The 25,838-nt window shown below is 70.3% G+C and carries 17 protein-coding genes; 6 read left to right on the top strand and 11 right to left on the bottom strand.

Annotated features, from left to right (window positions below):
• From IE264_RS15350 to eccD, 4 genes are all read right to left on the bottom strand, one after another.
• The gene (locus tag IE264_RS15350) at positions 1 to 1,380 is read right to left on the bottom strand and encodes a M16 family metallopeptidase (RefSeq protein WP_032757358.1); all 1,380 of its coding nucleotides are present in this window, start codon (positions 1,378 to 1,380) and stop codon (positions 1 to 3) included.
• A complete protein-coding gene (locus IE264_RS15345) occupies positions 1,377 to 3,590 on the bottom strand; it encodes a polyribonucleotide nucleotidyltransferase (RefSeq protein WP_032757360.1) in 2,214 nt (737 codons plus the stop codon). Before IE264_RS15345 ends, IE264_RS15350 begins: the two co-directional genes overlap by 4 nt.
• Positions 3,591 to 3,894: 304 nt before the next feature.
• Positions 3,895 to 4,185 (bottom strand): 30S ribosomal protein S15, encoded by a 291-nt coding sequence (gene rpsO / locus IE264_RS15340; RefSeq protein ID WP_015611843.1) that lies wholly within the window; start codon positions 4,183 to 4,185, stop codon positions 3,895 to 3,897.
• A gap of 187 nt (positions 4,186 to 4,372) precedes the next feature.
• Positions 4,373 to 5,875, bottom strand: coding sequence for a type VII secretion integral membrane protein EccD (eccD, locus tag IE264_RS15335; protein ID WP_032757362.1), 1,503 nt, complete (start codon positions 5,873 to 5,875; stop codon positions 4,373 to 4,375).
• Between the two features lie 364 nt (positions 5,876 to 6,239).
• Between eccD and IE264_RS15330 the strand changes: the two genes are divergently transcribed.
• Complete coding sequence (locus tag IE264_RS15330) at positions 6,240 to 10,205, top strand: type VII secretion protein EccC (RefSeq protein WP_032757363.1); 3,966 nt, start codon at positions 6,240 to 6,242, stop codon at positions 10,203 to 10,205.
• A 223-nt stretch (positions 10,206 to 10,428) separates the two neighbouring features.
• Here IE264_RS15330 and IE264_RS15325 read toward each other — a convergent pair whose 3' ends face one another.
• The 7 genes from IE264_RS15325 to eccB form a co-directional block, all read right to left on the bottom strand.
• Positions 10,429 to 10,728, bottom strand: a complete 300-nt coding sequence (locus IE264_RS15325; RefSeq protein WP_015611840.1) for a WXG100 family type VII secretion target — start codon at positions 10,726 to 10,728, stop codon at positions 10,429 to 10,431.
• Positions 10,729 to 10,762: 34 nt separating this feature from the next.
• Positions 10,763 to 11,125 carry a WXG100 family type VII secretion target gene (locus IE264_RS15320; protein WP_015611839.1) on the bottom strand — a complete coding sequence of 121 codons (363 nt, stop codon included), beginning with the start codon at positions 11,123 to 11,125 and terminating at the stop codon, positions 10,763 to 10,765.
• 73 nt (positions 11,126 to 11,198) lie between these two features.
• A complete protein-coding gene (locus tag IE264_RS15315; protein ID WP_032757366.1) occupies positions 11,199 to 12,440 on the bottom strand; it encodes a S8 family serine peptidase in 1,242 nt (413 codons plus the stop codon).
• Positions 12,441 to 12,468: 28 nt separating this feature from the next.
• Positions 12,469 to 14,148, bottom strand: a complete 1,680-nt coding sequence (locus tag IE264_RS15310) for a mediator complex subunit 15 domain-containing protein (RefSeq protein ID WP_078657468.1) — start codon at positions 14,146 to 14,148, stop codon at positions 12,469 to 12,471.
• Positions 14,145 to 14,612: a DUF2563 family protein gene (locus IE264_RS15305; RefSeq protein WP_032757370.1), complete on the bottom strand. Its 468-nt coding sequence runs from the start codon at positions 14,610 to 14,612 to the stop codon at positions 14,145 to 14,147. The genes IE264_RS15310 and IE264_RS15305 overlap by 4 nt, the downstream gene beginning before the upstream one ends.
• 149 nt (positions 14,613 to 14,761) lie before the next feature.
• On the bottom strand, positions 14,762 to 16,015 hold the full coding sequence (gene mycP, locus IE264_RS15300; RefSeq protein WP_032757372.1) for a type VII secretion-associated serine protease mycosin: 1,254 nt from the start codon (positions 16,013 to 16,015) through the stop codon (positions 14,762 to 14,764).
• A gap of 14 nt (positions 16,016 to 16,029) precedes the next feature.
• Complete coding sequence (eccB, locus tag IE264_RS15295; protein ID WP_032757374.1) at positions 16,030 to 17,556, bottom strand: type VII secretion protein EccB; 1,527 nt, start codon at positions 17,554 to 17,556, stop codon at positions 16,030 to 16,032.
• A gap of 182 nt (positions 17,557 to 17,738) precedes the next feature.
• Here eccB and eccE point away from each other — a divergent pair, with 182 nt between their 5' ends.
• The 5 genes from eccE (at position 17,739) to IE264_RS15270 (ending at position 25,835) form a co-directional block, all read left to right on the top strand.
• The gene (gene eccE / locus IE264_RS15290) at positions 17,739 to 19,094 is read left to right on the top strand and encodes a type VII secretion protein EccE (protein WP_032757376.1); all 1,356 of its coding nucleotides are present in this window, start codon (positions 17,739 to 17,741) and stop codon (positions 19,092 to 19,094) included.
• 41 nt (positions 19,095 to 19,135) lie between these two features.
• Complete coding sequence (locus IE264_RS15285) at positions 19,136 to 19,846, top strand: hypothetical protein (protein ID WP_031124539.1); 711 nt, start codon at positions 19,136 to 19,138, stop codon at positions 19,844 to 19,846.
• A gap of 97 nt (positions 19,847 to 19,943) precedes the next feature.
• Entirely contained in the window at positions 19,944 to 20,177 is a 234-nt protein-coding gene (locus IE264_RS15280; protein ID WP_015611831.1) for a DUF397 domain-containing protein, read from the top strand.
• 329 nt (positions 20,178 to 20,506) lie between these two features.
• The gene (locus tag IE264_RS15275; protein ID WP_032757377.1) at positions 20,507 to 23,761 is read left to right on the top strand and encodes an SCO5717 family growth-regulating ATPase; all 3,255 of its coding nucleotides are present in this window, start codon (positions 20,507 to 20,509) and stop codon (positions 23,759 to 23,761) included.
• Positions 23,762 to 23,957: 196 nt separating this feature from the next.
• Positions 23,958 to 25,835, top strand: coding sequence for an ABC transporter substrate-binding protein (locus IE264_RS15270; protein WP_032757378.1), 1,878 nt, complete (start codon positions 23,958 to 23,960; stop codon positions 25,833 to 25,835).
• Positions 25,836 to 25,838: the final 3 nt, after the last annotated feature.

The raw sequence follows: 25,838 nt of genomic DNA, 5'->3' as shown, positions 1-25,838 counted from the left end.
TTAGGAGACCGCTTCGTGGAGGCGGTCCGCCTGCTTGTCCTTGAGCGGGCCGATGACCGAGAGCGAGGGGCGGTGGGTGAGGAGCTCGCCCGCCACCTCCCGTACGTCGTCGGGGGTGACCTCCGCGATGCGGGCCAGCATGTCGTCGACCGACATCTGCTCGCCCCAGCACAGCTCGCTCTTGCCGATACGGTTCATCAGCGCGCCGGTGTCCTCCAGGCCGAGGACGGTGGAGCCGGAGAGCTGGCCGATGGCGCGGGTGATCTCGTCGTCGTCCAGGCCGTGGGCGGCGACCCGGTCCAGCTCGTCGCGGCAGATCTTCAGGACGTCGTGGACCTGGCTGGGCCGGCAGCCCGCGTAGACGCCGAAGAGGCCGCAGTCGGCGAAGCCCGAGGTGTACGAGTACACGCTGTAGGCGAGGCCGCGCTTCTCCCGTACCTCCTGGAAGAGGCGTGAGCTCATTCCGCCGCCGAGGGCGGTGTTGAGGACGCCGAGCGCCCAGCGGCGGTCGTCGGTGCGGGCGAGGCCGGGCATGCCGAGGACCACGTGGGCCTGCTCGGTCTTGCGGTTCAGCAGCTCCACCTTGCCTGCGGTGCGCAGGGTGCGGGAGCCCTCGCGGGGCGCCATGGGGACGGCGTCCGTACGGGAGAGGGCCCCGGCACGCTCGAAGGCGCGGCGGACCTGGCGTACGACCGTGGCGTGGTCGACGTTGCCGGCGGCGGCGACGACCAGGTGCGTGGGGTCGTAGTGCTTCTTGTAGAAGCGGGCGATCTGGCCCCGGTTCAGGGCGTTGATCGTGTCGACGGTGCCGAGGACCGGGCGGCCGAGGGGGGTGTCGCCGAGCATGGTGTGCGCGAACAGGTCGTGCACGCAGTCGCCCGGGTCGTCCTCGGTCATCGCGATCTCTTCGAGGATGACGCCGCGCTCGGCGTCGACGTCCTCGGGGGCGATCAGCGAGCCGGTCAGCATGTCGCAGACCACGTCGATGGCGAGCGGCAGGTCGGTGTCGAGGACCCGCGCGTAGTAGCAGGTGTACTCCTTCGCCGTGAAGGCGTTCATCTCGCCGCCGACCGCGTCGATCGCGGAGGAGATGTCGAGGGCTGTGCGCTTGGCGGTGCCCTTGAAGAGGAGGTGTTCGAGGTAGTGGGTCGCGCCGTTCAGGGTGGGCGTCTCGTCGCGTGATCCGACGTTGGCCCAGATGCCGAAGGTGGCGGACCGGACGGAGGGCAGGGTCTCGGTGACGATCCGCAGACCGCCGGGGAGGACGGTCCGGCGGACCGTTCCGATGCCGTTGCTGCCCTTGAGAAGCGTTTGGGTACGGGCGACGGCCCGCGCCTCCGAGGAGGTGCGGGCCGTCGTCGCGGAACTACGGGACGTCACTTGTCGGTGTCGTCCTTCGTCTCGTCCTCTTCACCCTCGATGACGGGGATGAGGGAGAGCTTGCCGCGGGAGTCGATCTCGGCGATCTCGACCTGGACCTTGGCGCCGACGCCGAGCACGTCCTCGACGTTCTCCACGCGCTTGCCACCGGCGAGCTTGCGGATCTGCGAGATGTGCAGCAGGCCGTCCTTGCCCGGCATGAGCGAGACGAACGCACCGAAGGTGGTCGTCTTGACGACCGTACCCAGGTAGCGCTCGCCGACCTCCGGCATGGTCGGGTTGGCGATCGCGTTGATCGTGGCGCGGGCGGCCTCGGCCTGCGAACCCTGCTGGGCACCGATGTAGATGGTGCCGTCGTCCTCGATCGTGATGTCGGCGCCGGTGTCCTCCTGGATCTGGTTGATCATCTTGCCCTTGGGGCCGATGACCTCACCGATCTTGTCCACGGGGATCTTGACGGTGATGATCCGCGGGGCGTTCGGGGACATCTCGTCCGGGACGTCGATGGCCTCGTTCATGACGTCCAGGATGTGCAGACGCGCGTCACGGGCCTGCTTCAGCGCGGCGGCCAGGACCGAGGCGGGGATGCCGTCGAGCTTGGTGTCGAGCTGGAGCGCGGTCACGAACTGCTTCGTACCGGCGACCTTGAAGTCCATGTCGCCGAAGGCGTCCTCCGCACCGAGGATGTCGGTGAGGGCGACGTAGTGGGTCTTGCCGTCGATCTCCTGCGAGATCAGGCCCATGGCGATACCGGCGACGGCGGCCTTGAGGGGCACACCGGCGTTCAGCAGCGACATGGTGGAGGCGCAGACCGAGCCCATGGACGTCGAGCCGTTGGAGCCCAGCGCCTCGGAGACCTGGCGGATCGCGTAGGGGAACTCCTCGCGCGAGGGGAGAACCGGCACGATGGCGCGCTCGGCGAGCGCTCCGTGGCCGATCTCGCGGCGCTTGGGCGAGCCCACGCGGCCGGTCTCGCCGACGGAGTACGGCGGGAAGTTGTAGTTGTGCATGTAGCGCTTGCGGGTCACCGGGGAGAGGGTGTCCAGCTGCTGCTCCATACGGAGCATGTTGAGGGTGGTGACGCCCAGGATCTGGGTCTCGCCACGCTCGAAGAGCGCCGAGCCGTGCACGCGCGGGATGGCCTCGACCTCGGCGGCCAGCGTACGGATGTCCGTGACGCCGCGGCCGTCGATGCGGACCTTGTCCTTGATGACGCGCTCGCGGACCAGGTGCTTGGTCAGCGAGCGGTACGCGGCGGAGATCTCCTTCTCGCGGCCTTCGAAGGCCGGGAGGAGCTTCTCTGCGGCGATCTCCTTGACGCGGTCCAGCTCGGCCTCGCGGTCCTGCTTGCCGGCGATGGTGAGCGCCTGCGTCAGCTCGGAGGTGACGGCCTTGGCGAGCGCCTCGAAGACGTCGTCCTGGTAGTCCAGGAAGACCGGGAACTCGCCGACCGGCTTGGCGGCCTTGGAGGCGAGGTCGGACTGGGCCTTGCAGAGCGCCTTGATGAAGGGCTTCGAGGCGTCCAGACCGGCGGCGACGATCTCCTCGGTGGGAGCCTCGGCGCCGTCCGCGACGAGCTGGATGGTCTTCTCGGTGGCCTCGGCCTCGACCATCATGATCGCGACGTCGCCGTCCTCCAGGACGCGACCGGCGACGACCATGTCGAAGACGGCGTCCTCGAGCTCGGTGTGCGTCGGGAACGCGACCCACTGGCCCTTGATCAGGGCGACGCGGGTGGCGCCGATCGGGCCGGAGAAGGGCAGGCCCGCCAGGATGGTGGAGCAGGAGGCGGCGTTGATCGCGACCACGTCGTACAGGTGGTCGGGGTTGAGCGCCATGATCGTCTCGACGATCTGGATCTCGTTGCGCAGGCCCTTCTTGAAGGAGGGGCGCAGCGGGCGGTCGATCAGGCGGCAGGTGAGGATCGCGTCCTCGGAGGGCCGGCCCTCACGGCGGAAGAAGGAGCCGGGGATCTTGCCGGCCGCGTACTGCCGCTCCTCGACGTCCACCGTGAGGGGGAAGAAGTCGAGGTTCTCCTTGGGCCGCTTGGAAGCGGTGGTGGCCGACAGCACCATGGTGTCGTCGTCCAGGTACGCGACGGCGGAGCCGGCGGCCTGCTTGGCCAGGCGGCCCGTCTCGAAGCGGATGGTGCGGGTGCCGAAGGTTCCGTTGTCGATAACGGCCTCGGCGTAGTGGGTCTCGTTCTCCACTAGTGATTTCTCCATACTCGTCGTCTTTCGTCCTCTCGCCCGTATGGCGGAGGACGGTGCGGGAGAAGCGCACCGTGTGTGCGGGCCGGTCTTCGATCGAAGCTCCCGGGCATGTTCCCGGGGGCCACTACCGAGGACCGGCGGCGGCGTCGCTGCGCCTCTCCCTCGTGTGTGCGGTGTTGCGGGTCTTGCGGTGTTACGGGTGTTCCGGTGTACAGGTTACTGAGCTTGACACCGGTCGTGCACGTACGGCAAAGGGAGCGGTCCCCTCAGACGCGGGAACCGCTCCCTCTCCACGGCGTACTTACTTGGCGCCGCCGGCCGCACCGCGGCGGATGCCGAGGCGGTCGACCAGCGCACGGAAGCGCTGGATGTCCTTCTTGGCCAGGTACTGCAGGAGGCGGCGACGCTGGCCGACCAGGATCAGCAGACCACGACGGGAGTGGTGGTCGTGCTTGTGCGTCTTGAGGTGCTCCGTCAGGTCCGAGATACGGCGGGAAAGCATGGCGACCTGGACCTCGGGGGATCCGGTGTCGCCCTCCTTCTGCGCGAAGTCGGACATGATCTGCTTCTTCGTAGCGGCGTCGAGCGGCACGCGTACTCCTCTTGATGTTCGAAGCGCCCACGAGTGCCCCTGGTCTTGATCTCAGGGGAGCTTCCGTGACTCGGAGGCGAAGGTCCGATGAGCGCAGTCCCCAGGAAGACCCGGAGAGGCGTACACAAACGGCCACTGGCCAGAGTACCAGCCATTCGGGTCACACCCGGACGGCCCACTCGGGCGGTCAGCTGGTGAGGGCGCGGATCGAACGGTAGACGTCGAAGACCGCCAGGCAGAGCGGCAGCAGGGTGAGCAGGACGACCGTCTCGGCGATCTCCAGGGAGCGGCCCCAGAACGGGGTGACCCCCTTGCGCGGCACGATCAGGCCGATCGCGGTGATCAGGGCGGCGACGCCCGCGACCGCGGCGGCGAGCCACACCGTACGGATGTCCAGTGCGGCGCCGTCCCCCCTCAGGGCGTCGCGCACCAGGGTGAGCGGCGGGTTGAGGGAGAGGCCGATGCCCAGGAGCACGAGGGAGCCGAGGCCCGCCGCGAGGGTGCAGCCGACCTGTGCGGTGTAGCGGAACAGGTGGGCGCGCATCAGCATGGCGACCCCGGTGGCCAGGGCGAGCAGCTGGCCCCAGACGTTGTCCGAGAAGCCGAGCACCGCGGCGGCGGCCACGGCCACCAGCGCGCAGCCGCCGACCAGGCCGAGGAGCAGCTCATGGCCGCGGCGTGCCTGGGCGGCGAGCCGTACGGCGTCGACCGGGCCCTGGGGCGCCGGCTCGGAGGTGCCGTAGTCGCCGACCGCGGAGCGGGGCGGTTCGAAGCCGATGGGAAGGCGGGCGAAGCGGGTGGAGAGGCCGGGCAGGAAGGCCAGGGCGCCCACGGCGAAGGGGGCGCAGACGGCGGCGGCCTCGGTGGGCGCCAGCTCCGCCGTGATCGCGATGAAGGTGACCACGAGGCCGGTGGCGCTCGCGAAGACGAACGCGACGAAGGGCCCGTCGCCGCCGGGGGCGACGATCATGAGGATGACCGCCACCACCAGGACGGCGGCGCAGGCGAGCAGGAACTGCAGCCGCCCCACGCCCTGGCCCGCGCTCAGCGACAGCAGTCCGGAACCGGCGACCGCCGCGTTGACCAGCGCACCGGTTCCCAGCGCGATGGCCGAGCCCCGGTCGTCGTAGACCCGTGCGCGTACGCAGGCGATGGCGAGCAGGAGTACGGCGGTGACCGCGGCCAGGATGCCCGGCAGCCCGTTCATGTCGTGGCGGGGGTCGGCGGTCCACAGCACGAAGCCCAGCAGGCTCAGCAGGACGGATCCGCCGAAGAGGCCGGCGCCGCGCATGAGGGTGTCGCCCCAGAGGGTGCGGTCCTTGGCCACGGCGGTGGCGACGGCGTCGGAGACGTCGTCGAAGACGGCGGGCGGCAGCGACTCGGCGAAGGGCCGCAGGGAGAGCAGCTCGCCGTCGAGGATGCGGTGGCCGGCCAGCGTACGGGCGCTGTCCAGGACGGTGCCGTCGCGGCGTACGAGGTGGTAGCCGACGGGGGCGCCGGGGGCGGGGCTCTGCCCGGAGAGCCGGAGGATCTCGGGGTAGAGATCGGCGACGGGCACGTCCTCGGGCAACGCGACGTCGACCCGGCTGTCGGGTGCGACGACTGTGACCCGGCAGAAGCCCGTGCCGTTGCCGGACGCGACCCCGTGACTCGGCCGGCCTGCCGTGGTGGCTGCCGCTTGGGCCGTCATTGTCACCTGCTGCTCCCCCTGTTGCTCTGGACCTTCGTGCCTTTGTGCCTTTGGGCCTTTGCGCCTTGGCACCATTGCGCCGCAGCGCTGTGCGTCCGTGCTGCCGGGGGTGTCCCGCCGTCGCTCCGGAACCGGTGTGTGCCGTTCTGGAACTTCTGCCGGAAACACCCCTCGGGACGGCTGATCCCGCCCCGCGTCCCGAATGACCGCCTTCTTGCGGTAGTTAGCGGATGCGTATACGCATCGCGACACCCTACCGCCATGGTGCCCCCGCTCCGCCAGTAGGATCCATCCCGCGGATGGAGCCCGTCGCCACGGGGGCGCCGATAGGAACACTTCCGTCCGGCAAGGGAATTGGTGAGCTGTGAGCCAGATCGTCGTCAAGCGCCCACCGCGGGCCCTGCCCTCCGAAGTGCCGGTCGAGCAGGTGCAGTTGCAACCTCCGCCGGAGCTGCCCCGGGGCCAGCAGGAGGGCATGCTCATGCAGCTCCTGCCGATGCTGGGCATGGGTGGTTCGGTCGTCTTCTTCTTCATGACGCCGAACCCGATCATGCGGATCATGGGCGTGATCATGATCGCCTCCACGGTCGCCATGGCCATCGCGATGATGGTGCGATTCCGGCGGGGCACCCAGGGTCAGCTCGCGGACATGCGGCGGGACTATCTGAAGTACCTGACGCAGACCCGGCGCACGGTGGTGAAGACGGCGCGCAAGCAGCGTGACGCACAGTTCTATCTGCACCCCTCGCCCGAGCAGCTGTGGGCGCTCGTCGCCGAGGGCAGCCGGGTGTGGGAGCGGCGGGTCGCCGACCCCGACTTCGCGCAGGTGCGCATCGGTCTGGGCAGCCAGGAGCTGGCCACCCCGCTCGTCGCGCCCGAGACGGCGCCGGTCGAGGAGCTGGAGCCGCTGACGGCCGGGGCGATGCAGCAGTTCCTGACGACGCACTCCACGCTGGACGGCCTGCCCATGGCCGTGTCGCTGCGGGCGTTCTACCACCTGACGATCAGCGGGCACGCGGAGTCCGCGCGCTCCTCGGCGCGGGCGATGGTGGGTGCGCTGGCCTCGCTGCACTCCCCCGAGGACCTGGTGATCGGGGTCGCGGCGGGCGCCGAGGCGGCCCCGCAGTGGGAGTGGGCGAAGTGGCTCCCCCACGTACAGGACAAGGGTTCGGTCGACGGTGCCGGCAGCCGGCGTCTGATCACCGGCAGCGTCCTGGAGCTGGAACAGCAGCTGGCGGCCCGTCTCGACGGCCGCCCCCGCTTCCAGCCGGGCGGACAGCCGCTCCTGGAGCAGCCGCACATCGTCGTCGTCCTGGACGGCGATTCGGTGCCCCCGATGTCGGTGCTCGCCTCGGCCGAGGGGCTGCAGGGCGTGACGGTCATCGAGGTCGTACCGGGCGAGGTGCAGGGGGCGCGCGGCGGCCTCTCCGTCGTGGTGCAGCCGCAGTCGCTGCAGCTGGAGTCGGGGCAGGGGCTCGTCTACGACGGGGAGCCCGACCTGCTGAGTTACGAGGCGGCGGAGGCGCTCGCCCGGCAGCTGGCCCCGCTGCACATGGCGACCGGCGGGGACGACGACGAGCCGCTGCTGGCCAACCTGGAGTTCACGGATCTGCTGAACCTGGGGGACGCGGCCTCCATCGAGGTGAGCCGGACCTGGCGCCCCCGCTCCCAGGCCGAGCGGCTGCGGGTGCCGATCGGTGTCGGTGAGGGCGGCGCGCCCGTGATGCTGGACCTCAAGGAGGCGGCGCAGGAGGGCATGGGCCCGCACGGGCTGTGCGTGGGCGCGACGGGTTCCGGAAAGTCGGAGCTGCTGCGCACGCTGGTGCTCGGCCTCGCCGTCACGCACACCTCGGAGACGCTGAACTTCGTCCTCGCGGACTTCAAGGGCGGTGCGACCTTCGCCGGTATGGCGCAGATGCCCCACGTGGCCGCGGTGATCACCAACCTGGCGGACGACCTGACGCTGGTCGACCGCATGGGCGACTCGATCCGCGGTGAGCTCAACCGCCGCCAGGAGATGCTGCGCGACGCGGGCAACTACGCCAACATCCACGACTACGAGAAGGCGCGCTCGGCGGGTGCGCCGCTGCAGCCCATCCCCTCGCTGGTCCTGGTCATCGACGAGTTCAGCGAGCTGCTGACGGCGAAGCCCGACTTCATCGACATGTTCGTGCAGATCGGACGCATCGGCCGCTCGCTGGGCGTGCATCTGCTGCTGGCGTCGCAGCGCCTGGAGGAGGGGCGGCTGCGCGGCCTGGAGACGTACCTCTCGTACCGCATCGGTCTTCGGACCTTCTCCGCGGCCGAGTCCCGGGCCGCCATCGGGGTGCCCGACGCGTACCACCTGCCCAACGTGCCCGGTTCCGGGCTGCTCAAGTTCGGTACGGAGGAGATGGTGCGGTTCAAGGCCGCGTACGTCTCCGGGGTGTACCGGGCGGGGGGTCAGCCGGTCGCGTCCGGGGGGCCGCTGCCGGTGGACCGCAGGCCGGTTCCGTTCACGGCGGCGCCGGTGCCGGTGCGGTACGTGCAGCCGAGCCCGCAGGCCGGGGTGCCGGAGCAACGGGCGGCGGACGACGACGCGCTGGCGGACACCGTGCTCGACGTGATCGTGCGGCGGCTGGAGGGGCGCGGTGCGTCGGCCCACCAGGTGTGGCTGCCGCCGCTGGACAACCCGCCGACGCTGGACGAGATCCTGCCGGGGCTCTCGCCCGTACCGGGCCGGGGGCTGACGCAGCCAGGGTTCGAGGGTGCGGGGCGTCTCGTCGTACCGCTGGGTGTGATCGACAAGCCGTTCGAGCAGCGGCGTGACACGTTGTACCGGGACTTCTCCGGGGCGGCCGGCCATATGCAGATCACGGGTGGTCCGCAGTCCGGCAAGTCGACCCTGCTCCGTACGCTCATCGCGGGCTTCGCGCTCACGCACACTCCGCAGGAAGTGCAGATCTACGGGCTCGACTTCGGCGGCGGCGGCATGTCGTCCGTCGCGGGCCTCCCGCACGTCGGCGGGATCGCCTCGCGGCTCGACCCCGAGCGGGTCCGCCGTACGGTCGCCGAGGTGTACGGCATCCTGTCGCGGCGCGAGGAGTACTTCCGCAGCGCCGGCATCGACTCCATCGCCACCTTCCGCCGGATGCGGGCGCGCGGCGAGATCTCGGTGACGGACCAGCCGTGGGGTGACGTCTTCCTGATCATCGACGGCTGGGGCAACTTCCGTACGGACTACGAGGCGCTGGAGAACGCCGCCGTGGACATCGCGGCGCGGGGCCTCGGTTACGGCATCCACCTGATCGTCACCGCGTCACGGTCCATGGAGGTCAGGGCCAGCCTGAAGGACCACCTCATGAACCGTCTGGAGCTGCGGCTCGGCGATGTCATGGACTCCGAGCTGGACCGCAAGGTCGCGGTCAACGTGCCCGCCGGGGTGCCGGGGCGCGGGCTGACGCCGGAGAAGCTGCACTTCATGGCGGCGGTGCCGCGGATCGACGGCATCAACTCCGACAGCGACCTGTCGGAGGCGACGGCCGCGATGAACCAGGAGGTCGCCCGGCACTGGACGGCGGCGCCCGCGCCGCAGGTACGGCTGCTGCCGCGTTCCCTGCCCGCGAGCGAACTCCCGCCGGGCTACGCCGTTCCGGAGCGCGGTATCGCCTTCGGCATCGACGAGAACAACCTGGCGCCGGTCTTCCTCGACTTCGACCACGACCCGTTCTTCCTGGTCTTCGGCGAGAGCGAGTCCGGCAAGTCCAATCTGCTGCGGCTGATCATCAAGCAGCTCACCGAGCGGTACGACGGTGACTCCTGCAAGCTCTTCGTCATCGACAACCGGCGCTCGCTGCTGGACGTGACCCCGCCGTCGCACCTGGCGGAGTACATCCCCATGTCCAACAACATGGAGCACCACATGGTCGCGCTGCACGACCTCATGAAGCGGCGCACCCCGTCGGCGGACGTCACGGCCCAGGAGCTGCGGGACCGCAGCTGGTGGCGCGGGCCGACGGTCTACGTGGTCATCGACGACTTCGACCTGGTCGCGACGTCGAGCGGCAACCCGCTCGGTGCCCTCACCGAACTGCTGCCGTTCGCGCGGGACGTGGGCGTCCGCTTCATCATCGCCCGCAACACGGCGGGGGCGAGCCGGGCCCTGTACGACTCGTTCCTCCAGCGTATGACCGAGCTGGGTGCGCAGGGCGTGCTGCTGTCGGGCGACCCGACCGAGGGCGACATCCTCGGCGGCGTACGGCCGCGCCCGATGCCGGCGGGCCGGGGCATCTTCATCACGCGGCGGCGGGGGAACCCGCTGGTGCAGACGGGGTTGGTGGACGGGGGGTAGGAGTCGGCCGGGGAGACCCGTTGCTGGGGGCCGCTGGACGCTGGACGTCCGGTGGTCCCCAGTGGCGTTCGGGGGCCTCGGGCAGTTGCCGGTGCATGCCGATGTCCACGGCGGACATGCATCAGGGTGGACACCTCCCGCGCGTGTCCACCCTGATGTGCTGCTTCTGCCTTGTTGGCTGGCTGGCTTGCTTGCTAGCTAGCTAGCTGCCTAGCCGGATCGGCTAGAGGAAGTTCGCCGCCGCCCGCTTGTCACCGCTGCGGTAGGCCGCCTCCGCCTCGCGCACGGCGCGAGAGATCTGGGAGAGGTTCTCCCGAATGCCGGTCGCCTCGGTGTCCCACCGCTGCTGGGCATCGCGGTAGGCCGTCTTGGCTTCGCCCTCCCACAGTTCGGAGACCGAGGCGATCATGGACTTGATCGCCTTCAGGTCCTGGTCGAGCTGCTTGGCCTGACGGTCGATCGCCCCGGCCGCGAGGTCGAGGCTGGCATAAGTGACGACCGTCGTACCGTCGTTGTTGGCCATGTGGTCCTCCTTCAGTCGAGTTGCGGAATACCGCTCAGAAGTTGTTCAGGTTCGAGGTGCGGGCCGTGGCCGCGGCGTCGCCGGAGTAACCACCGACGACATCCACGCCCATGAGGGCCGCCTTGATCTCGTCCTCGGTGTTGCCCGAGATGGTACGAGCGGCCTTGATGGCTTCCTGGAAGCGGAGCAGCTCGTTGCCGATGCTGACCATCCGCTTGTTGACCTCGGCCTGCTTGCTGTTGAACTCGCCGGCCCCGATGCCCTTCCAGGCACCTTCCAGGCTGTCGATCGTCGCGTGCAGCTGCTGGAGCTGACCCTTCACCGAGTCGAACCTCTCGGTGAGGGCGTTCTCGAGCTTGAGTAGGGCAGCAGCTGAGACCTTCTGGTCTGCCGACATGGCCTTCCTTTCCTTCCAGTTGATTCTGTAAGCCGGCATGGATCGCCGGCCGGTACATGTGAGGAACCTGCGGTCAGGCCGATCCGCGTCTGCGGACGACGGCGAAGACCACTCCCCCGAGGACGGCGACGACTGCGATGCCGCCGAGGATCAGACTCACCGGGGCGCCGTCGTCCGACGCCGCCCTGCCGTCACCCGCGGCGACGGCCTCGTCGGCCTTCTCGTTCTGGGTGGGCTGTTGGGACGCGGAGGCGGAGGGCGTGGAGGGGGCGGGCGAAGCCGGGGAGCCGTTGGTCCGCTCTTCGGTGAGCGGGCTGATGTCCGGGTCTCCGGGATCGCCCTTGCCCTTGAGGATGTTCATCGCGGGGCGGATGAGGCCGTGGCCCAGGTACTTGCTGAGAGTGCCCTTCTCCCAGTCCCTTCCGGCCGTGTCGAAGAGGACGTTGAGAACCTGGTTCGCGGTCCAGTCGGGGTTGGCGGACCAGACGAGGGCGGCGGAGGCGGAGGCGATGGCGGTGGCGGAGCTGGTCCCGCCGTCTCCGTCGCAGTAGCTCTGGAAGGAGTTGTCGCACCACCTCGGAATTTCTTTTCCGGGGGCGGCAACATCCACCGTATTACCGTTCTGCGAATATTCCGCCACCTTCCCCTTTCGGTCCGCCGAAGCGACACCTACTACCTGAGGATAAGCTGCCGGATATTCTTCCCTGTTACGACCTTTAGCGTCGTTTCCAACCGGAGCAAAGAACAGCTTCCCTTTACTCTCGGCGTACTTAGCCGCATCGCGCTCTCGCTGCGTGGAATACGGACTCCCGAACGACATGCTGATGATCTTTGCGTCACTGTCAGCAGCGGCTCGAATAGCGTCCGCCCAGTCGTGAACGTTAGAAGAATGCTCCTTCTGAAATTCACTGCTTCCGATGCGCATCGGGATGATCTTCACGCCGGGAGCGAGGCCCTTGATTCCGCCGCCCTTCCCCGTTCCGGCAATCAGTTCAGCCATCGTCGTGCCGTGACCGCTGTAATCGTCGCTCTCATCTCCCTCGGCCCCGGTGGCGTCGAATCCCTTGAGGGTCTGCCCCTGCAGGGACGGAGTCGCCGCGTTGACACCCGAGTCGATGACAGCAATTTTGATGCCTTCGCCCGTCGTGACTTTCCACATTTCCTCGGCCTGCATGGCGCTCAGGTACCACTGCTTGGACTGCACCTCCGCAGCCGCGGCAGGCTGTGCCACACCGGCAAAGACCAAGCTCCACGAAGCTGCCACAGCCAGTGCACCGAGTACACGCTTCTGGGGCCGGCCCATTCCTGCTGTCATCCCGACTTCCGAACCTTCCCTGGGACTACTACTCGACCACCGGCGGCACAGCTCCGCGCCGCCGGGTCTCCCATGTTTCTTCGTCTTCCGTCAGGTAGTCCGGACGAGTCGACCCGGTGTTCTCCTCGTCCTTTCGGTCTGATTTCCGCCGACCGGCAGGACCACGCACAAGGCCTGCGCCACCAGCGGTAAAGCCCTTGGAGCCGGAGCCCGACGTCCCTCGGGGAGCACCGACCACGCCATTGGCACCCGAGACAGGCGTGCCACGCTGGCCGGAGCGGGGGGCGCTGCCATTCGCACCGGGTCCGCCGATCACCGTTCCTCGCGGCACTCCACGAGCCCCGCCGGCCCCGGACGTCCCAGAAGTAGCCCGCTGCGGAGTACCGCCCACGATGCCGTTTCCCTGTCCCGTACGAGGGCCGGCCGGTGCGGCTGTGCCACCGTGGGCCGCCGTGGGACGGCCGCCCACCACGCCGGGCCGACCAGCCATGGGCGGCTGCGTACCGCCGCCGGAACGGCCCGCTGCTGCTGGCCCGCCGGTCATCGGACTCGGCCTACCGACGGGCGTGCCGGTGGCACCCTTGGCAGTGGCACCGCCGCCTGCAGGAGAAGCCTTACCCAGACCTCCACCGGCCTGGCCGACGGACCTGGGCGCACCCGTAGGTCCCGTGAACCGCGATGAGCTTGCCGATACCGGGTTCCCGAAACCGGGCGCCATGGGCGGCGTCGGCGCATTCCCCGGTCCTGGCCCATTACTGACCGATGGCGTAGATGTGGGCCCGGTGAGCGCAGTCGGAGCGGTGGGGGTCGCGACGCTGTTGATCTCCGTCGACGTGCTCCTGTCCAGCACGGGCGTCGAGCCGATGACTTCGTCCGGAAAACGCCCGCTGGATGAAGTCACATCGCCGGGCTCTCTTACGGTTGTGCGCTCTGCAATGCCTGGAACCGCACGGCTGCCCGAAAGATCATCAGCACCTGCTCGTGAAGAGCTCGACGAGGAGGGGTATCTCTCCCCGCCTTCAGGCTTGGGCACATCGACGCCCAGCTTCATGTCGAACCGCGGCGGTTCCTGCCCCGCCAGCACCTCCTCCGACACCGCGTAGTACGACGCCAGCCGGTTGATCTGGTTGATCGCCTCCTGGCGGTTCTTCTCCACCGTGAGGGCCGCCGCGTACTCCGGGTTCGTCTCGGTGCGGGCCGGGAACAGGATGTCGTCCACATCCTTCTGGATCATCCGGCGGTCGCGCGGCGGCATGGAGCTGCGTACCGATGCCAGGCCGGTGCCCGCCACGGTGATCTGCGTGCCCGCCGCGTCCGCGAAGTCGCCGAGCTTCGTGGCGTGGGTGACCAGGCCCTTGCCCCATTTACGGAACGCTTCGCCGGAATCGCCCTGCCAGTCGACCCCGTCGATGTGGTCGCCCAGCTCCTTCGCCGCGCTCCGGATGGCGTCCCTGGCCTTCCAGAGGGCCTCGCCCGCGTTCTCCAGGTCCGCCGGGTTGGAGTTCTCCACCAGGTCGATGATGGCGTTGAGCTCGTGTCCCTCGAACGAGGTACGGCCTGCTCTGGGGACGCTGCCGGGCATGAAGAGGCTCAGGACCTCTTTCCCCAGCTCCGTCGCGTCGGTGACGACGAGCTGGGTCTTGACGCGTCCTTCGTCCTGCTTCTGCTGTTCGGCCGGGGTCAGTTCCGGCTGCTTCTCGTCGCTCACTTCGCTCCCCACCCGGATTCGTACCCGTCGTCGTCGGTGCGCTGCTTCTCCTTGACGGCTGCCGCGCGCTCCCGGTCCATCCGTGTCTGGATCTCGTGGAAGCGCCGCCTCGTGTCGTCGTCCACGTTGTCGAAGCCGACCGCCGCCGCGTGCACGCCCAGGCTCAGGTACTCGATCTGGTCGCCCAGCGACTTGGAGAGCGAGACCAGGGACTCATGAACGCGGTTGTACTGGGTGTAGAGCCCGTCCGCCTCGGCGAAGCGGGCGTTCGGGCCGCTCAGGGAGGCGCGCGACACCGACTGGGCCGCCACCTTCGACCTGCCCGCCGCCGAACCCGCGAGGTCCGTGAGCAGGGCGTCCACCCGCTTCTTGAATGTCTCCAGCGCACCTACTCCGCGCCTGAGATCGCCTGTACCGCCACCACCGCCTGGACCGGTCACAATGCCGTCCTCCCCGTTGTGCATCCCCGTTTGCTCGGATCGTTCCGCGTTGCTATCGCACTGATGCGATCCGAGCCCATCTCATCCGGCAACTCTAGTCACTGCGTGGCGCCGGGCCAATTGGGTTGGCGGCCACGTGACTTGTCTCATGTGGCGGCCGGCACTTCCACCCGTCAGCCACCGCCCGTCAGCCGTCTCGCGCGGCGCCGCATGTCCCGTACCGCCACTGCCGCACCGGCGATCGCGGCCACCAGGACACCGCCTCCCACGACGACGTACGTCGCGAGGCGGGCGTTGCGTTCGTCGGCGGTTTCGCCCAGGTGGAGTTGGGCCGGAGTCGGGGCTTCGCCTTTGCTCATGCCCTCGCGGGCGACCGGGCGGTCGATCGGCTTGTCGTCCTCGGTTAGGGCGCGTACCGGGTCGACGACGCCCCAGCCCACATGGCGGTCGTGGCCTGCCACCGAGCGCTCCGCCGTCTGCTGGATCTGGGCCACGATCTGCCGCTGCGTCCAGTCGGGGTGCTTGGCCTTGATCAACGCGGCGACTCCGGCGACGTAAGGGGCGGAGAAGCTGGTGCCGTTGTCGGCGCAGTGGCCGCCGCCGGGGACGGTGGAGATCATGTCCACGCCGGGGGCGGCGATGCCGACGAAGCCGCCGCCCTGGGAGAAGTACGCGCGTTCGTTGTTCCGGTCGGAGGAGGCGACGGCGAGGACGCCCTCGTACGAGGCGGGGTAGGTCGGCTTCACGTTGCCGCCCATGCCGTCGTTGCCCGCCGAGGCGACGACCACGATGTCCTTGGCCAGGGCGTGGTCCACCGCCTGCTTCAGGAGCGGTGTGGGCTCAAGGGCGTCGGCGGTGTCCTGGGAGATGTTGATGATGTCGGCCTTCGCCGTGTCGGCGGCGTAGCGGATGGCCTGGGCCAGGGTCTCCGCCGTTCCGTTGCCGTCGGCGTCGTTCTGCTGGATCGGGATGATCGTCGCGTCGGGGGCGAGGCCGGTGAAGCCGGTGCCCTTCGTCTCGCGGGCGGCGATGATGCCGGCAACCTTGGTGCCGTGGCCCACCGTGTCCGTGGTGCCGTTCTCCTTGCCGCGTTCGAGCTTCCCGCCGTTGGCGTCCTTGAGGTCCTTCCGCATCAGGTTGCGGCCCGCCTTGACGTCCACGGCGCCGGTGAGCTGGGGGTTCTTCACGTCGACGCCGGTGTCGACGACGGCCACCCGTACCCCCTTCCCGGTGGACTGCTTCCACAGTTCGTCCATGAGGACGCGCTGCAACGACCAGGGGCGGCCCGGGTACTTCTTCGACGGGAACGTGCACTGGGTCGCGTCGTCGGCAGCGGCCGGAGGGACCGGGAGGGCGACCAGCAGGACTCCGGTGGCGGCCGCCGCGGTCAGAAGACGCCGGGGCGGCGGCATCGTGGGGCGCGTCATGTCCCTGCCGCTCCTCACGAGCCCTGCGGCTGGCTCGCGGCGCCGGTGGAGAGCCGCGGGCCCGTCGGCAGGAACGTGGACCAGGCGGCCGGGACCGGCGTGGGGTCGACGTCCTTGTAGCCGAGCAGGTTCTGGGCCTGCTGCGCCTCCTGCTGGCGCGCCTCCCGCTCCTTCTTCGAGCCGGAGGCACCGATGCCGGATTCGTCCTGACCGCTGTCGCTGTTGGACTGCATCGCGTAGCGCAGCCCCGTGTCGGTGACCAGGAAGAGGAAGCCGACGTCGGTCTTCGAGCCCTGGAACTGGCGGAAGAACTCGCCGGATCCGGGGGTGACGTAGGCGCTGGAGGAGCCCGTGGGGAGCGTCGCAGGGAAGCTCGTACCCACCCAGGTGGAGAGGGTGGTGGCGCCGTTGTCGGCGTCGACGTCGCGCAGGACGTTGCACACGGTGTTCCGGCTTCCCTTCGTGACGTCGGGGGAGTTGACGGCCTTCGCCTCGTGGACCGGCCAGTCCAGCTCCGCGCCGAAAGCCCGGCCCGGCGAGAACGCGGAGGCGCCCACCGGCTTCTCCCGGCCGGCCTGGCCGAGCTTGTCCAGGTCCCGGCTGCTGAGCAGGAGCTTGGCGATGAAGTCCGAGACGGGGGCGACCCTGCCGGGGAGGACGACGTACTGCTGGGTCCTGGTTCCGGCGGTGGCGGCCAGGACCATGCCGACCCTGTTCGCGTCGGTGTCCAGGGTGCCCGGCACGTTGGCGGGGTCGCCCGGATTTCCGTCCAGGGCCGGGAAGGTGATCCGGTCGCCCTTGTGCAGCGTCGCCAGCCAGGCGGTGGAGACCCGCTGGGGCTCGGAGTTCTGGTCGACCAGGGTGCGCAGGAGCAGTTCGTCGTCGGGTACGGGGTACGCCTTGCCCGTGGCGTCCACGAGATAGCGGGTCCGGTCGGGCCCTTCGACGTACATCATCTCGCCGCCGCGCAGCCTCGACTTGTCGTCCGTTTTCTTCTCCTCGCGCTCGGCGAGGACGAAGGCCGCTTTCTGGATGGCCCTCCCACCCTCACCGGGCCGTTCGCAGACGGCCCATCGCTTGGCGGCTCCGGCGTCCTTGGGGTCGGGCAGCCGGTCGGGGGCGTAGGGGATGCCGAGCGTCGCGCCGTGCGGGATCGTGCCGTTGTCCAGGACCGATTCGTCGACGTTGACGACCTTGCCCTTGTCCTGGGCGAGCAGGAGCTTGGCCGAGGACATGTTCAGGACGGGGTGGAGCTGCTTCTTGCCGCCGGTCTCCAGCACCACGTAACGGGTGGTGGACTTGCTGGCGATGATGACGTTCTCGTGGGGGTTGTCCCAGCCCTTGGGGGCCACCGGCTTGAACATGCCCCAGGCGCCGAAGACGGCGAGGACGACGACGCCGATGATCGCTCCCGGTACGACCGCGCGCAGGGGGCGCGGTGCGCCTTCCTCGGAGCCGGTCGGGTTGGGTTGCAGGAACTGTGCGATCAACCTCCGCTTCGCAAAGGTGTAGGCGTTGAGTTCATCCCGCCGTGATGCCATGTTCCGCTGCCCCTTCTCCCCAGTGGTCGACCAGGGTGCCACACGCACCGTCGGCCCCTGGTGTCGCACCGGCCCCCTACTATGCCCGCAGGGGCTCGGCCCCCACTGCTCAGGTAGGGTGACCACCCGGTCAACACCCGTGCAAAAAACGGTGAATACGGACACGAGGGGGCAACGCGGCAATGGGTGCAGCTACGCGAGAGCGTACCGGGCGGTCCGGCCGCAGAACCCCCGGGCCTTCCCGTCGGCAACGCAGCAACGAGCCGGCCGCCACCGCCCCCGCCACCACGTCGAACGCCACCGCGGCCGGCGCTCCCGCGGCCACGACGCTGCGCGCGACCGCGCGGACCGGCCGGGTGCGGCCCTTGCTGCGCCAGTTGGTGATCGTGGAGGCGGCGCTCGCGGTGGCCGTGGTGGGTGCGGCGCTCGGCGGTGCGTGGCTGGTGCCCGCCGGGGTGCTCGTCGTCCTGCTGGTGCTGCTCGCGGTGGTACGCCGCCGGGGGCGCGCGCTCCAGGACTGGCTGTCGGGCGCCCTCACGCTCAGGGCCCGGCGGCGGGCGGCGACGGCGACGGCCGCCGACGTGGAGCCGATGCTGGCCCCGGTCGCGGAGAACGTCCCCGGCTTCGGCCCGCACATCCATGTCGACCGGAACCACCGCACGGTGGGCATGCTCGGCGACGGCACCTTCCTGACCGCGGCGGTGCGGGTGGAGGCGAGCGGTGAGGCGTTGCGGCCCGCGTTCGGCGCCCGCTCGCTCCCGCTGTCGCTGCTGGGCGACGCCCTCCAGGTCGACGACATCGTGCTGGAGTCGGCGCAGTTGGTGCAGCAGGTACGCGCCGCTCCCGCCCCGCATCTGCCGCAGCAGTCGGTGGCCCGGCTCTCGTACGGGCCGCTCCAGGACAAGACCGGGGCGCCCGCGCTGCGGATGACCTGGGTCGCGGTGAAGCTGGATCCGGAGCTGTGCCGGGAGGCCATCGAGGCGCGCGGCGGCGGGATCGAGGGGGCCCAGCGCTGCCTGGTGCGGGTCGCGGACCATGTGGCGAGCCGGATCACGGGGGCCGGGTTCCGGGCCGTGGTGCTGGACCAGGACGAGCTGAACGCGGCCGTCGCCACCTCCGCCTGCGCCAACCCCCTGCTGTCGGGCCGGGCCGGGCGCCCGGACGCCGCACCGCAGCGGCGCACGATGGAGACCTCGCGGGTCTGGCGGTGCGACGACCGCTGGCACACCACGTACGCCGTGGACCGCTGGCCCGAGTTGGGCCGGGGCGCGACGCCGCTCCCGCAGCTGGTCGCGCTGCTGACGTCGGTCCCCGCGTACGCCACGACCTTCAGCCTCACCGTGCGGCGCGGGGAGCGGCAGGGCGAGACGAGCGTGAGCGGCCATGTCCGGGTGACCGGCGGGTCCGACACCGAACTGGTCGGCGTACGAAGGACGTTGGAGCAGGCCGCCCGGCACGCCAAGGTGGGTCTGGCCCGGCTGGACCGCGAACAGCTGCCGGGTGTGCTGGCGACGCTCCCGCTGGGAGGAGCCCAGTGAGGAGCGGATCGAGGAGAGGCGGAGCAGCGGTGGCGGGCGGCGTGACGGAGCGGATCGGGGCCAGGCGCGGACTGCTCGGCCCCCGCCACGCGGGCCATACCGTGCTCACCGGCCATCTGGGCGCCCTGTCGCTCCCGGTCGGCGACGACGGCGTGATCATCGGCGACGACGCGGAGGGGCGCCCGCAGCTGATCGGGTTCCACCGGCCCGTCCCGTACGACGTCACGCTGATCGGTGGCCTGTGGACGGCGCAGGTGCTGGCGCTGCGCGCCGCCGGGACGGGTGCCCGGGTGGCGGTCGAGACCGGGCGGGTCCAGGCCTGGACGACGCTGGCGCAGGCGGCGGGCGCCGGACTTGAGTGCGTCTCCCTGTACGACGTGGGGCGCGTCCCGCCGACCGGGGCGACGGTCGGCAGCCCCGTGGTGGTGATCCGCGACTGCGGCATGCGGCCGCCGCGCGGCCGGGTGATCTCCTCCCCCTGGCAGTCCGTGCTGACGCTGCTGCCCTATCTGAGTCCCGTGGCGCCCCGGTTGATGCGCTCCTCGGCGCTCGTGGGCATCCAGCGGGTCTCGCCCGACGAGGCGGAGCAGATCGGCCGGATCCTGGGGCTCGCACGGGCCGAGAGCGAGGCGCTGCCGACGCTGGCGGACGGCGTGACGCTCTGGGTGGCGGGCCGGGACCACCACTGGGTGATGACGAGTGCGACGGACGCGGAGACCGGACTGCTGGGCACAGCTCGCCGGATGGACTGATTCCTCTCCCGTTCGCATCACATGTGCCCCTCCCACCAGGGAGCATGGACCACGCAACGACACACAGTTCGACAGTTCGATCGGAAGGGACGCCGGCATGGGCACCCAGCAGGAAAAGGACGAGCTCTACGCTCTCGACATCTCGGGCGTGGAGTGGCTGAGCGCACCCGGCACCGAGGACGTCGAGGAGCGGGTCGAGATCGCGCATCTGCCCGGGGGTGCGGTCGCGATGCGCTCCTCCCTGGACCCGGACACCGTCCTGCGGTACACCGAGGCGGAGTGGCGGGCGTTCGTCCTGGGTGCCCGCGACGGTGAGTTCGACCTCAAGTAGGCGTCGTATGCGGTGCGAGGGTGGCTGCCCGACCGGGCGGCCACCCTTCGCCGTGTCCGTACATCACCTGAATTGACCGCCTCTCTCTTCCGCTTCTGCCCTACTCGGTTCGCCGGTGAGCGGCAGGTGGCCCGGGGGGTGTTCTTTGCCGTGCGATACGGCCTGCCGGAGTTCGCCCGATGGCGATTAGGGTGGGTGGGGCGCGGCAGAAGAAACCTGCGAGCGGGTTGTGCGCGTCGCAAGGGGGAGAGCCGGGCGTACCGGGCCCATGAGACCGGTCGCCCCCACCCACCACGGCACAAGGGTGCTCGACCACACCAGGAGGCATAGTGAACAGCGATCGGGACGAGACCCGCGGCGGATGGAACACGCCCGTCGACGAGTCGTCCGACGCGGATCCCGCCGAGATGACGGGTGAGTTCACCATCGACTACACCCCTCCCGCCTGGTACACGCAGAACGCGGCGGGGGACTCGTCGGGGGGAGCCGGCTCCCACTTGGCGCCGCCTCCGCCGCCGCACGGGGCGCCGGTGTCCGTGCCCGGGCAGCCGCCCCAGGGCGGTTTCGACCCCAACTGGGCCCCCGCCCCTCCAGCTCCGCCCGCGAACACACCTGCCCCGGCACCCGTCGAGCCTGCCGTGCCGACGGCGGCCGAGTCGGCTGCTCCGGAGACGGCCGCTCCGGCTGCCGATCCGGTCGGGCCTGTCGTTCCGGGGGCGACGAACCCTCCGGTCGCGTCCGGCGAGGGGGCCGGTGCCCCGGGTCCGTTCGGCGGTGGCGATGTGGAGAGCGGCGCCACGATGCGGTTCTCCCCGGCCGCCCTCCAGCGGGAGATCGCCGAGCGCGAGGCAGCGGCGAACTCTTCCGGTACGGAGGCGGGTTCGGCCTCCTCCGGTACGGAGACGAGCTCGACGGCAGCCGACGGTACGGACGCGGGTTCCGCCACCGCCGACCCCGACCCCCACGCGGAAACCGGCACCGGCACCGGCACCGGCACATCGTCCGACGCGGATGCCCCGAAGCTCGCGGACTCCGCCGACGCCCCGGACCCGGCGGACACGGACGACGTGCCCGCCCCGGACGACAGCGCGGACAACGGCACGGACGGCGACCAGGCCCCCGATTCCGACGCAGGCACGGGGACCGGCACCGGCTCCGGCACCGAGGCAGGTGTCCAGGCCGACGGCGCCCCGCAGGACGCCGCTGCCCAGGACGCCCCGCCCGCCGCCCTGCCCGGACCGCAGGCCTCCGCCGCGCCGGTGCCCTGGTCCGCGCCCGCCGAGGGCGGCGCACTCCCCCCGCTGCCGCCCGCCTTCCAGCCGGCCGCCCCGCAGCCCGCCGCCCCTCAGCCCGCGGCGCAGTGGCCCGCCCCCGTGCCGCCCCACGAGGCCCCCGGCGGTTACGGCTTCCCGCACGCGGCCCAGCCGCCGCAGGCCCCTCAGCAGCCCCACGCGCCGCAGCAGCCCCAGCAGCTCCCCGGCCAGGGCGGACCTGGCGGTCAGGGCGGCCAAGGAGCACCCCTGCCGCCCCAGGCCCCCCAGGGCGCAGGCGGCTACGGCTTCCCGCAGCAACACCACCAGCAGCAGCAGCCCCCGCAGGGCGCGCAAGGCGGCTACGGCTTCCCGCAGGCCCAACCGCCCCAGGAACCCAACGCACCCCAGCAGCACCAGCAGCACCAGCAGCACCAGCAGCACCAGCAGCACCAGCAGCACCAGCAGCCGGCCCCCTTCCCGGCGCAGCCCACTCCCAACCTGCCCGCGCCCATCGCCCCGACCGCCCCGCAGCAGCCGGAGCCGTACCAGCAGCAGGGCCGCCCCCAGCCGCCCCACATCCCGGCCCAGCAGCAGCCGGGCCAGCCGGGCGCACACGGCCAGCAGCCGCACCCCGGTCACCAGCCCCATCCCGGCCAGCAGCACCAGGGCCAGCCGGGCCAACCCGTCGACCCCCGCGCGGGCGGCGCCTGGCCCACCCCGGTCACGCACGACCAGCGCGAGCGTTCCGTACCGGGTGCGCCCCTCGGCTACACGGCGGCCGTCGAGCTCTCCTCCGACCGGCTCGTGAGGGGCAAGCAGAAGGCGAAGAGCAGCCGGAACCCCTCCGCCGCCTCCCGGTTCAAGCTGGGCGGGAAGAAGGAGGAGGCCGAGCGGCTGCGCAAGCTGGAGCTGATCCGTACACCGGTCCTCTCCTGCTACCGGATCGCCGTCATCAGCCTCAAGGGCGGGGTCGGCAAGACCACCACGACGACCGCGCTGGGCTCGACCCTGGCCACCGAGCGGCAGGACAAGATCCTCGCCATCGACGCCAACCCGGACGCGGGCACGCTCGGCCGACGGGTGCGGCGCGAGACCGGGGCCACCATCCGCGACCTGGTCCAGGCGATCCCGTACCTCAACTCGTACATGGACATCCGGCGGTTCACCTCGCAGGCGCCCTCCGGCCTGGAGATCATCGCCAACGACGTGGACCCGGCGGTCTCCACGGCGTTCAACGACGAGGACTACCGGCGCGCGATCGACGTGCTCGGCAAGCAGTACCCGATCATCCTCACCGACTCGGGCACCGGCCTCCTCTACAGCGCCATGCGCGGTGTGCTGGACCTCGCCGACCAGCTGATCATCATCTCCACGCCCTCGGTCGACGGCGCCTCCAGCGCCTCCACCACGCTGGACTGGCTGTCGGCGCACGGGTACGCGGACCTGGTGCAGCGTTCGCTCACCGTCATCTCCGGGGTCCGCGAGACCGGCAAGATGATCAAGGTCGACGACATCGTGCAGCACTTCGAGACGCGCTGCCGGGGTGTCGTGGTCGTCCCGTTCGACGAGCACCTGGCGGCGGGCGCCGAGGTCGACCTCGACATGATGCGGCCCAAGACCCGCGAGGCGTACTTCCACCTCTCGGCCCTCGTCGCGGAGGACTTCGCGCGCGCCCAGCAGCAGCAGGGGCTGTGGACCGGGGACGGCCAGAACCCGCCCCCGCAGTACGCCCCGCCGATGCCGGGCCAGCAGGGCTACCCGGCCCCGGGCCAGCAGATCCCCGGTCAGCAGATCCCCGGTCAGCCGGCGCAGGGCCAGCACCAGCCCTACCCGGGACAGCAGCAGCCCTACCCGCCGCAGCAGCCGGGCCCCGGCGGTCAGCAGCCGTACGCACCGCAGCAGCCCGCCCCCGGCCGGCCCTACCAGCAGCAGCCGCACCCCGGTCAGCCGGGCCAGCCGGGACACCAGGGCCAGCCGGTGCACCAGGGTCAGGGCCAGCCGGGCCAGGGCCAGCAGCCCTACCCCGGACAGCAGCCCCAGCCGCCGTACGGGGGATATCAGTCGGCCGGACAGCCGGGCGCTCCGCAGCCCCCGCAGCAGCCCTATCCCCCGCAGCCCGGCCCGCAGAACGGGTGGCAGCAGCCGCTCCCCCCGCAGGACCGGCCGGGTGGACCGCACGCCCAGACGGGTGGACCGGCCCCGGCCGCCCCGCCGCAGGGTCAGCCGGGTGGTCAGGACAACCCCGCAGGCCGGCCCGATCTGCAGGGTCCGGTGGATCCGGCGGGGTGGCAGCAGACGCCTCCGCAGCCGCCGCAGGCTCCTCACCAGTAAGGCGTTAGAGGTCTAAACCAATGAGGGCCCGTACCGCTCGCGCGGTGCGGGCCCTTTTGGCTGTTTTCGCAGCCCACACGCGGTTTGACGGACCGTTGACGAGCCTCGCGACCGCTGATAAACCTTCGCTTCACCAGCTGGCGAACCAGAGATCAACCCGCCTTCTCAAGCGAGTGATGACGCGAGGTCCCCGTCCATGGTCACAAGAGTTTCCTCCCGCACCCCCCGGCCCGGCAGGCGCTTGCGCACCTTGCTGGCCTCGGGCGCGGCCGCCCTGGCGCTCACCGCCGGGGCCGTCGTCCCGGGAAACCCGATCGCGCCCGCGCCCTCCGAAGCCCGCGCCGACGGCGGAAAGACGACGCTCACGGTCGCCGTGGCGCAGAGTGTCGACTCGCTGAGCCCGTTCCTCGCCCAGCGGCTGCTGAGCACGAGCATCCACCGGCTCATGTACGACTACCTGACCAACTACGACGCCAAGGACAACAAGGCGATCCCGGGGCTCGCCACCGCGTGGGAGCCGTCCGCCGACAAGCTGACGTGGACGTACACGATCCGGCCGGACTCGAAGTGGTCCGACGGGCAGCAGGCCACCGCCGAGGACGCGGCCTGGACGTTCAACAAGATGATGACCGACGAGGGCGCGGCCACCTCCAACGGGAGCTTCGTCGGCAACTTCGAGAAGGTGACCGCTCCCAGCAAGGACAAGCTGGTCATCGAGCTCAAGGAGCCACAGGCCACGATGGCCGCGCTCGATGTGCCGATCGTGCCCCGGCACGTCTGGGAGAAGGTCGGTGACTTCTCCAAGTTCAACAACGACAAGGACTTCCCCGTCGTGGGGAACGGCCCGTTCATCCTGACGGACTACAAGGTCGACAGCTTCGTGAAGCTCAAGGCCAACAAGGACTTCTGGCGCGGGTCGCCCAAGTTCGACGAGCTGGTCTTCCGCTACTACAAGGACCAGGACGCGGCCGTCGCCGCCCTGCGCAAGGGCGAGGTGTCCTTCGTCGCGGGCAGCCCCAGCCTGACCCCGGCCCAGTCCGCCTCGCTGGAGAGCGCCCCGGACATCAAGGTGAACGACGCCCCGGGCCGGCGCTTCTTCGCGCTCGCCGTCAACCCCGGAGCCCGTACCAAGGACGGGAAGAAGTTCGGCGACGGCCACCCGGCGCTGCTGGACCAGAAGGTGCGGCACGCGCTGTTCATGGCGGTCGACCGCAAGACGATCATCGACAAGGTCTTCCAGGGCCACGCCGTCGAGGGCGAGGGGTACATCCCGCCGCGCTTCTCCGACTACTTCTGGAAGCCGTCGGACGGTCAGAAGCTCTCCTACGACCCCGTGAAGGCCGCCGCCCTGCTGGACGAGGCCGGGTACAAGAAGAACGGCGCGGGCAAGCGCGTCGGCAAGGACGGCAAGCCGCTCGACTTCCGTATCCTCTGCCACGCCACCGACCCCAACGACAAGGCGATCGGCAAGTACCTCCAGGAGTGGTGGGGCGAGCAGGGCATCGGGCTGAAGGTCGACTGCCTCGACAACGTCTCCGACCCCTGGTACGCCGGTGAGTACGACCTCGCTTTCGACGGCTGGTCCGTCAACCCCGACCCCGACTTCGTCCTGTCGATCCACACCTGTGCCGCGCTGCCGTCCAAGGCGAAGGAGTCGGCCGCGACCGACAACTTCATCTGCGACAAGCAGTACGACGAGCTCTACAAGAAGCAACTGGCGGAGTACGACCCCGCCAAGCGGGCGGATCTTGTCCGGCAACTGGAGTCGCGGCTGTACGACACCGGGTACATGAACGTCATGGCGTACCCGAATGCCGTCGAGGCCTACCGCACCGACCACATCAAGTCCATCACCACCATGCCGTCGGCCGCGGGCAACATCTACGGCCAGGACGGTTACTGGAGCTGGTGGTCGGCCGTGCCGGCCGCCGGGGCCTCCTCGTCCGGTTCCTCCGACTCCGGTGGCTCCTCCACCGGAGTGCTCATCGGGGTCGGGATCGCCGTCGTCGTCCTCGCCGGTGGCGGACTGCTGTTCGCCATGCGTCGCCGCTCCACCGCGGAAGACCGTGAATAGTCC

This window comes from Streptomyces microflavus (genome assembly GCF_014650075.1).
GTDB classification, from domain to species: domain Bacteria; phylum Actinomycetota; class Actinomycetes; order Streptomycetales; family Streptomycetaceae; genus Streptomyces; species Streptomyces microflavus.
Note: the sequence above shows the minus strand (reverse complement) of the source record. Positions and strands in the feature narration are given on the sequence as shown.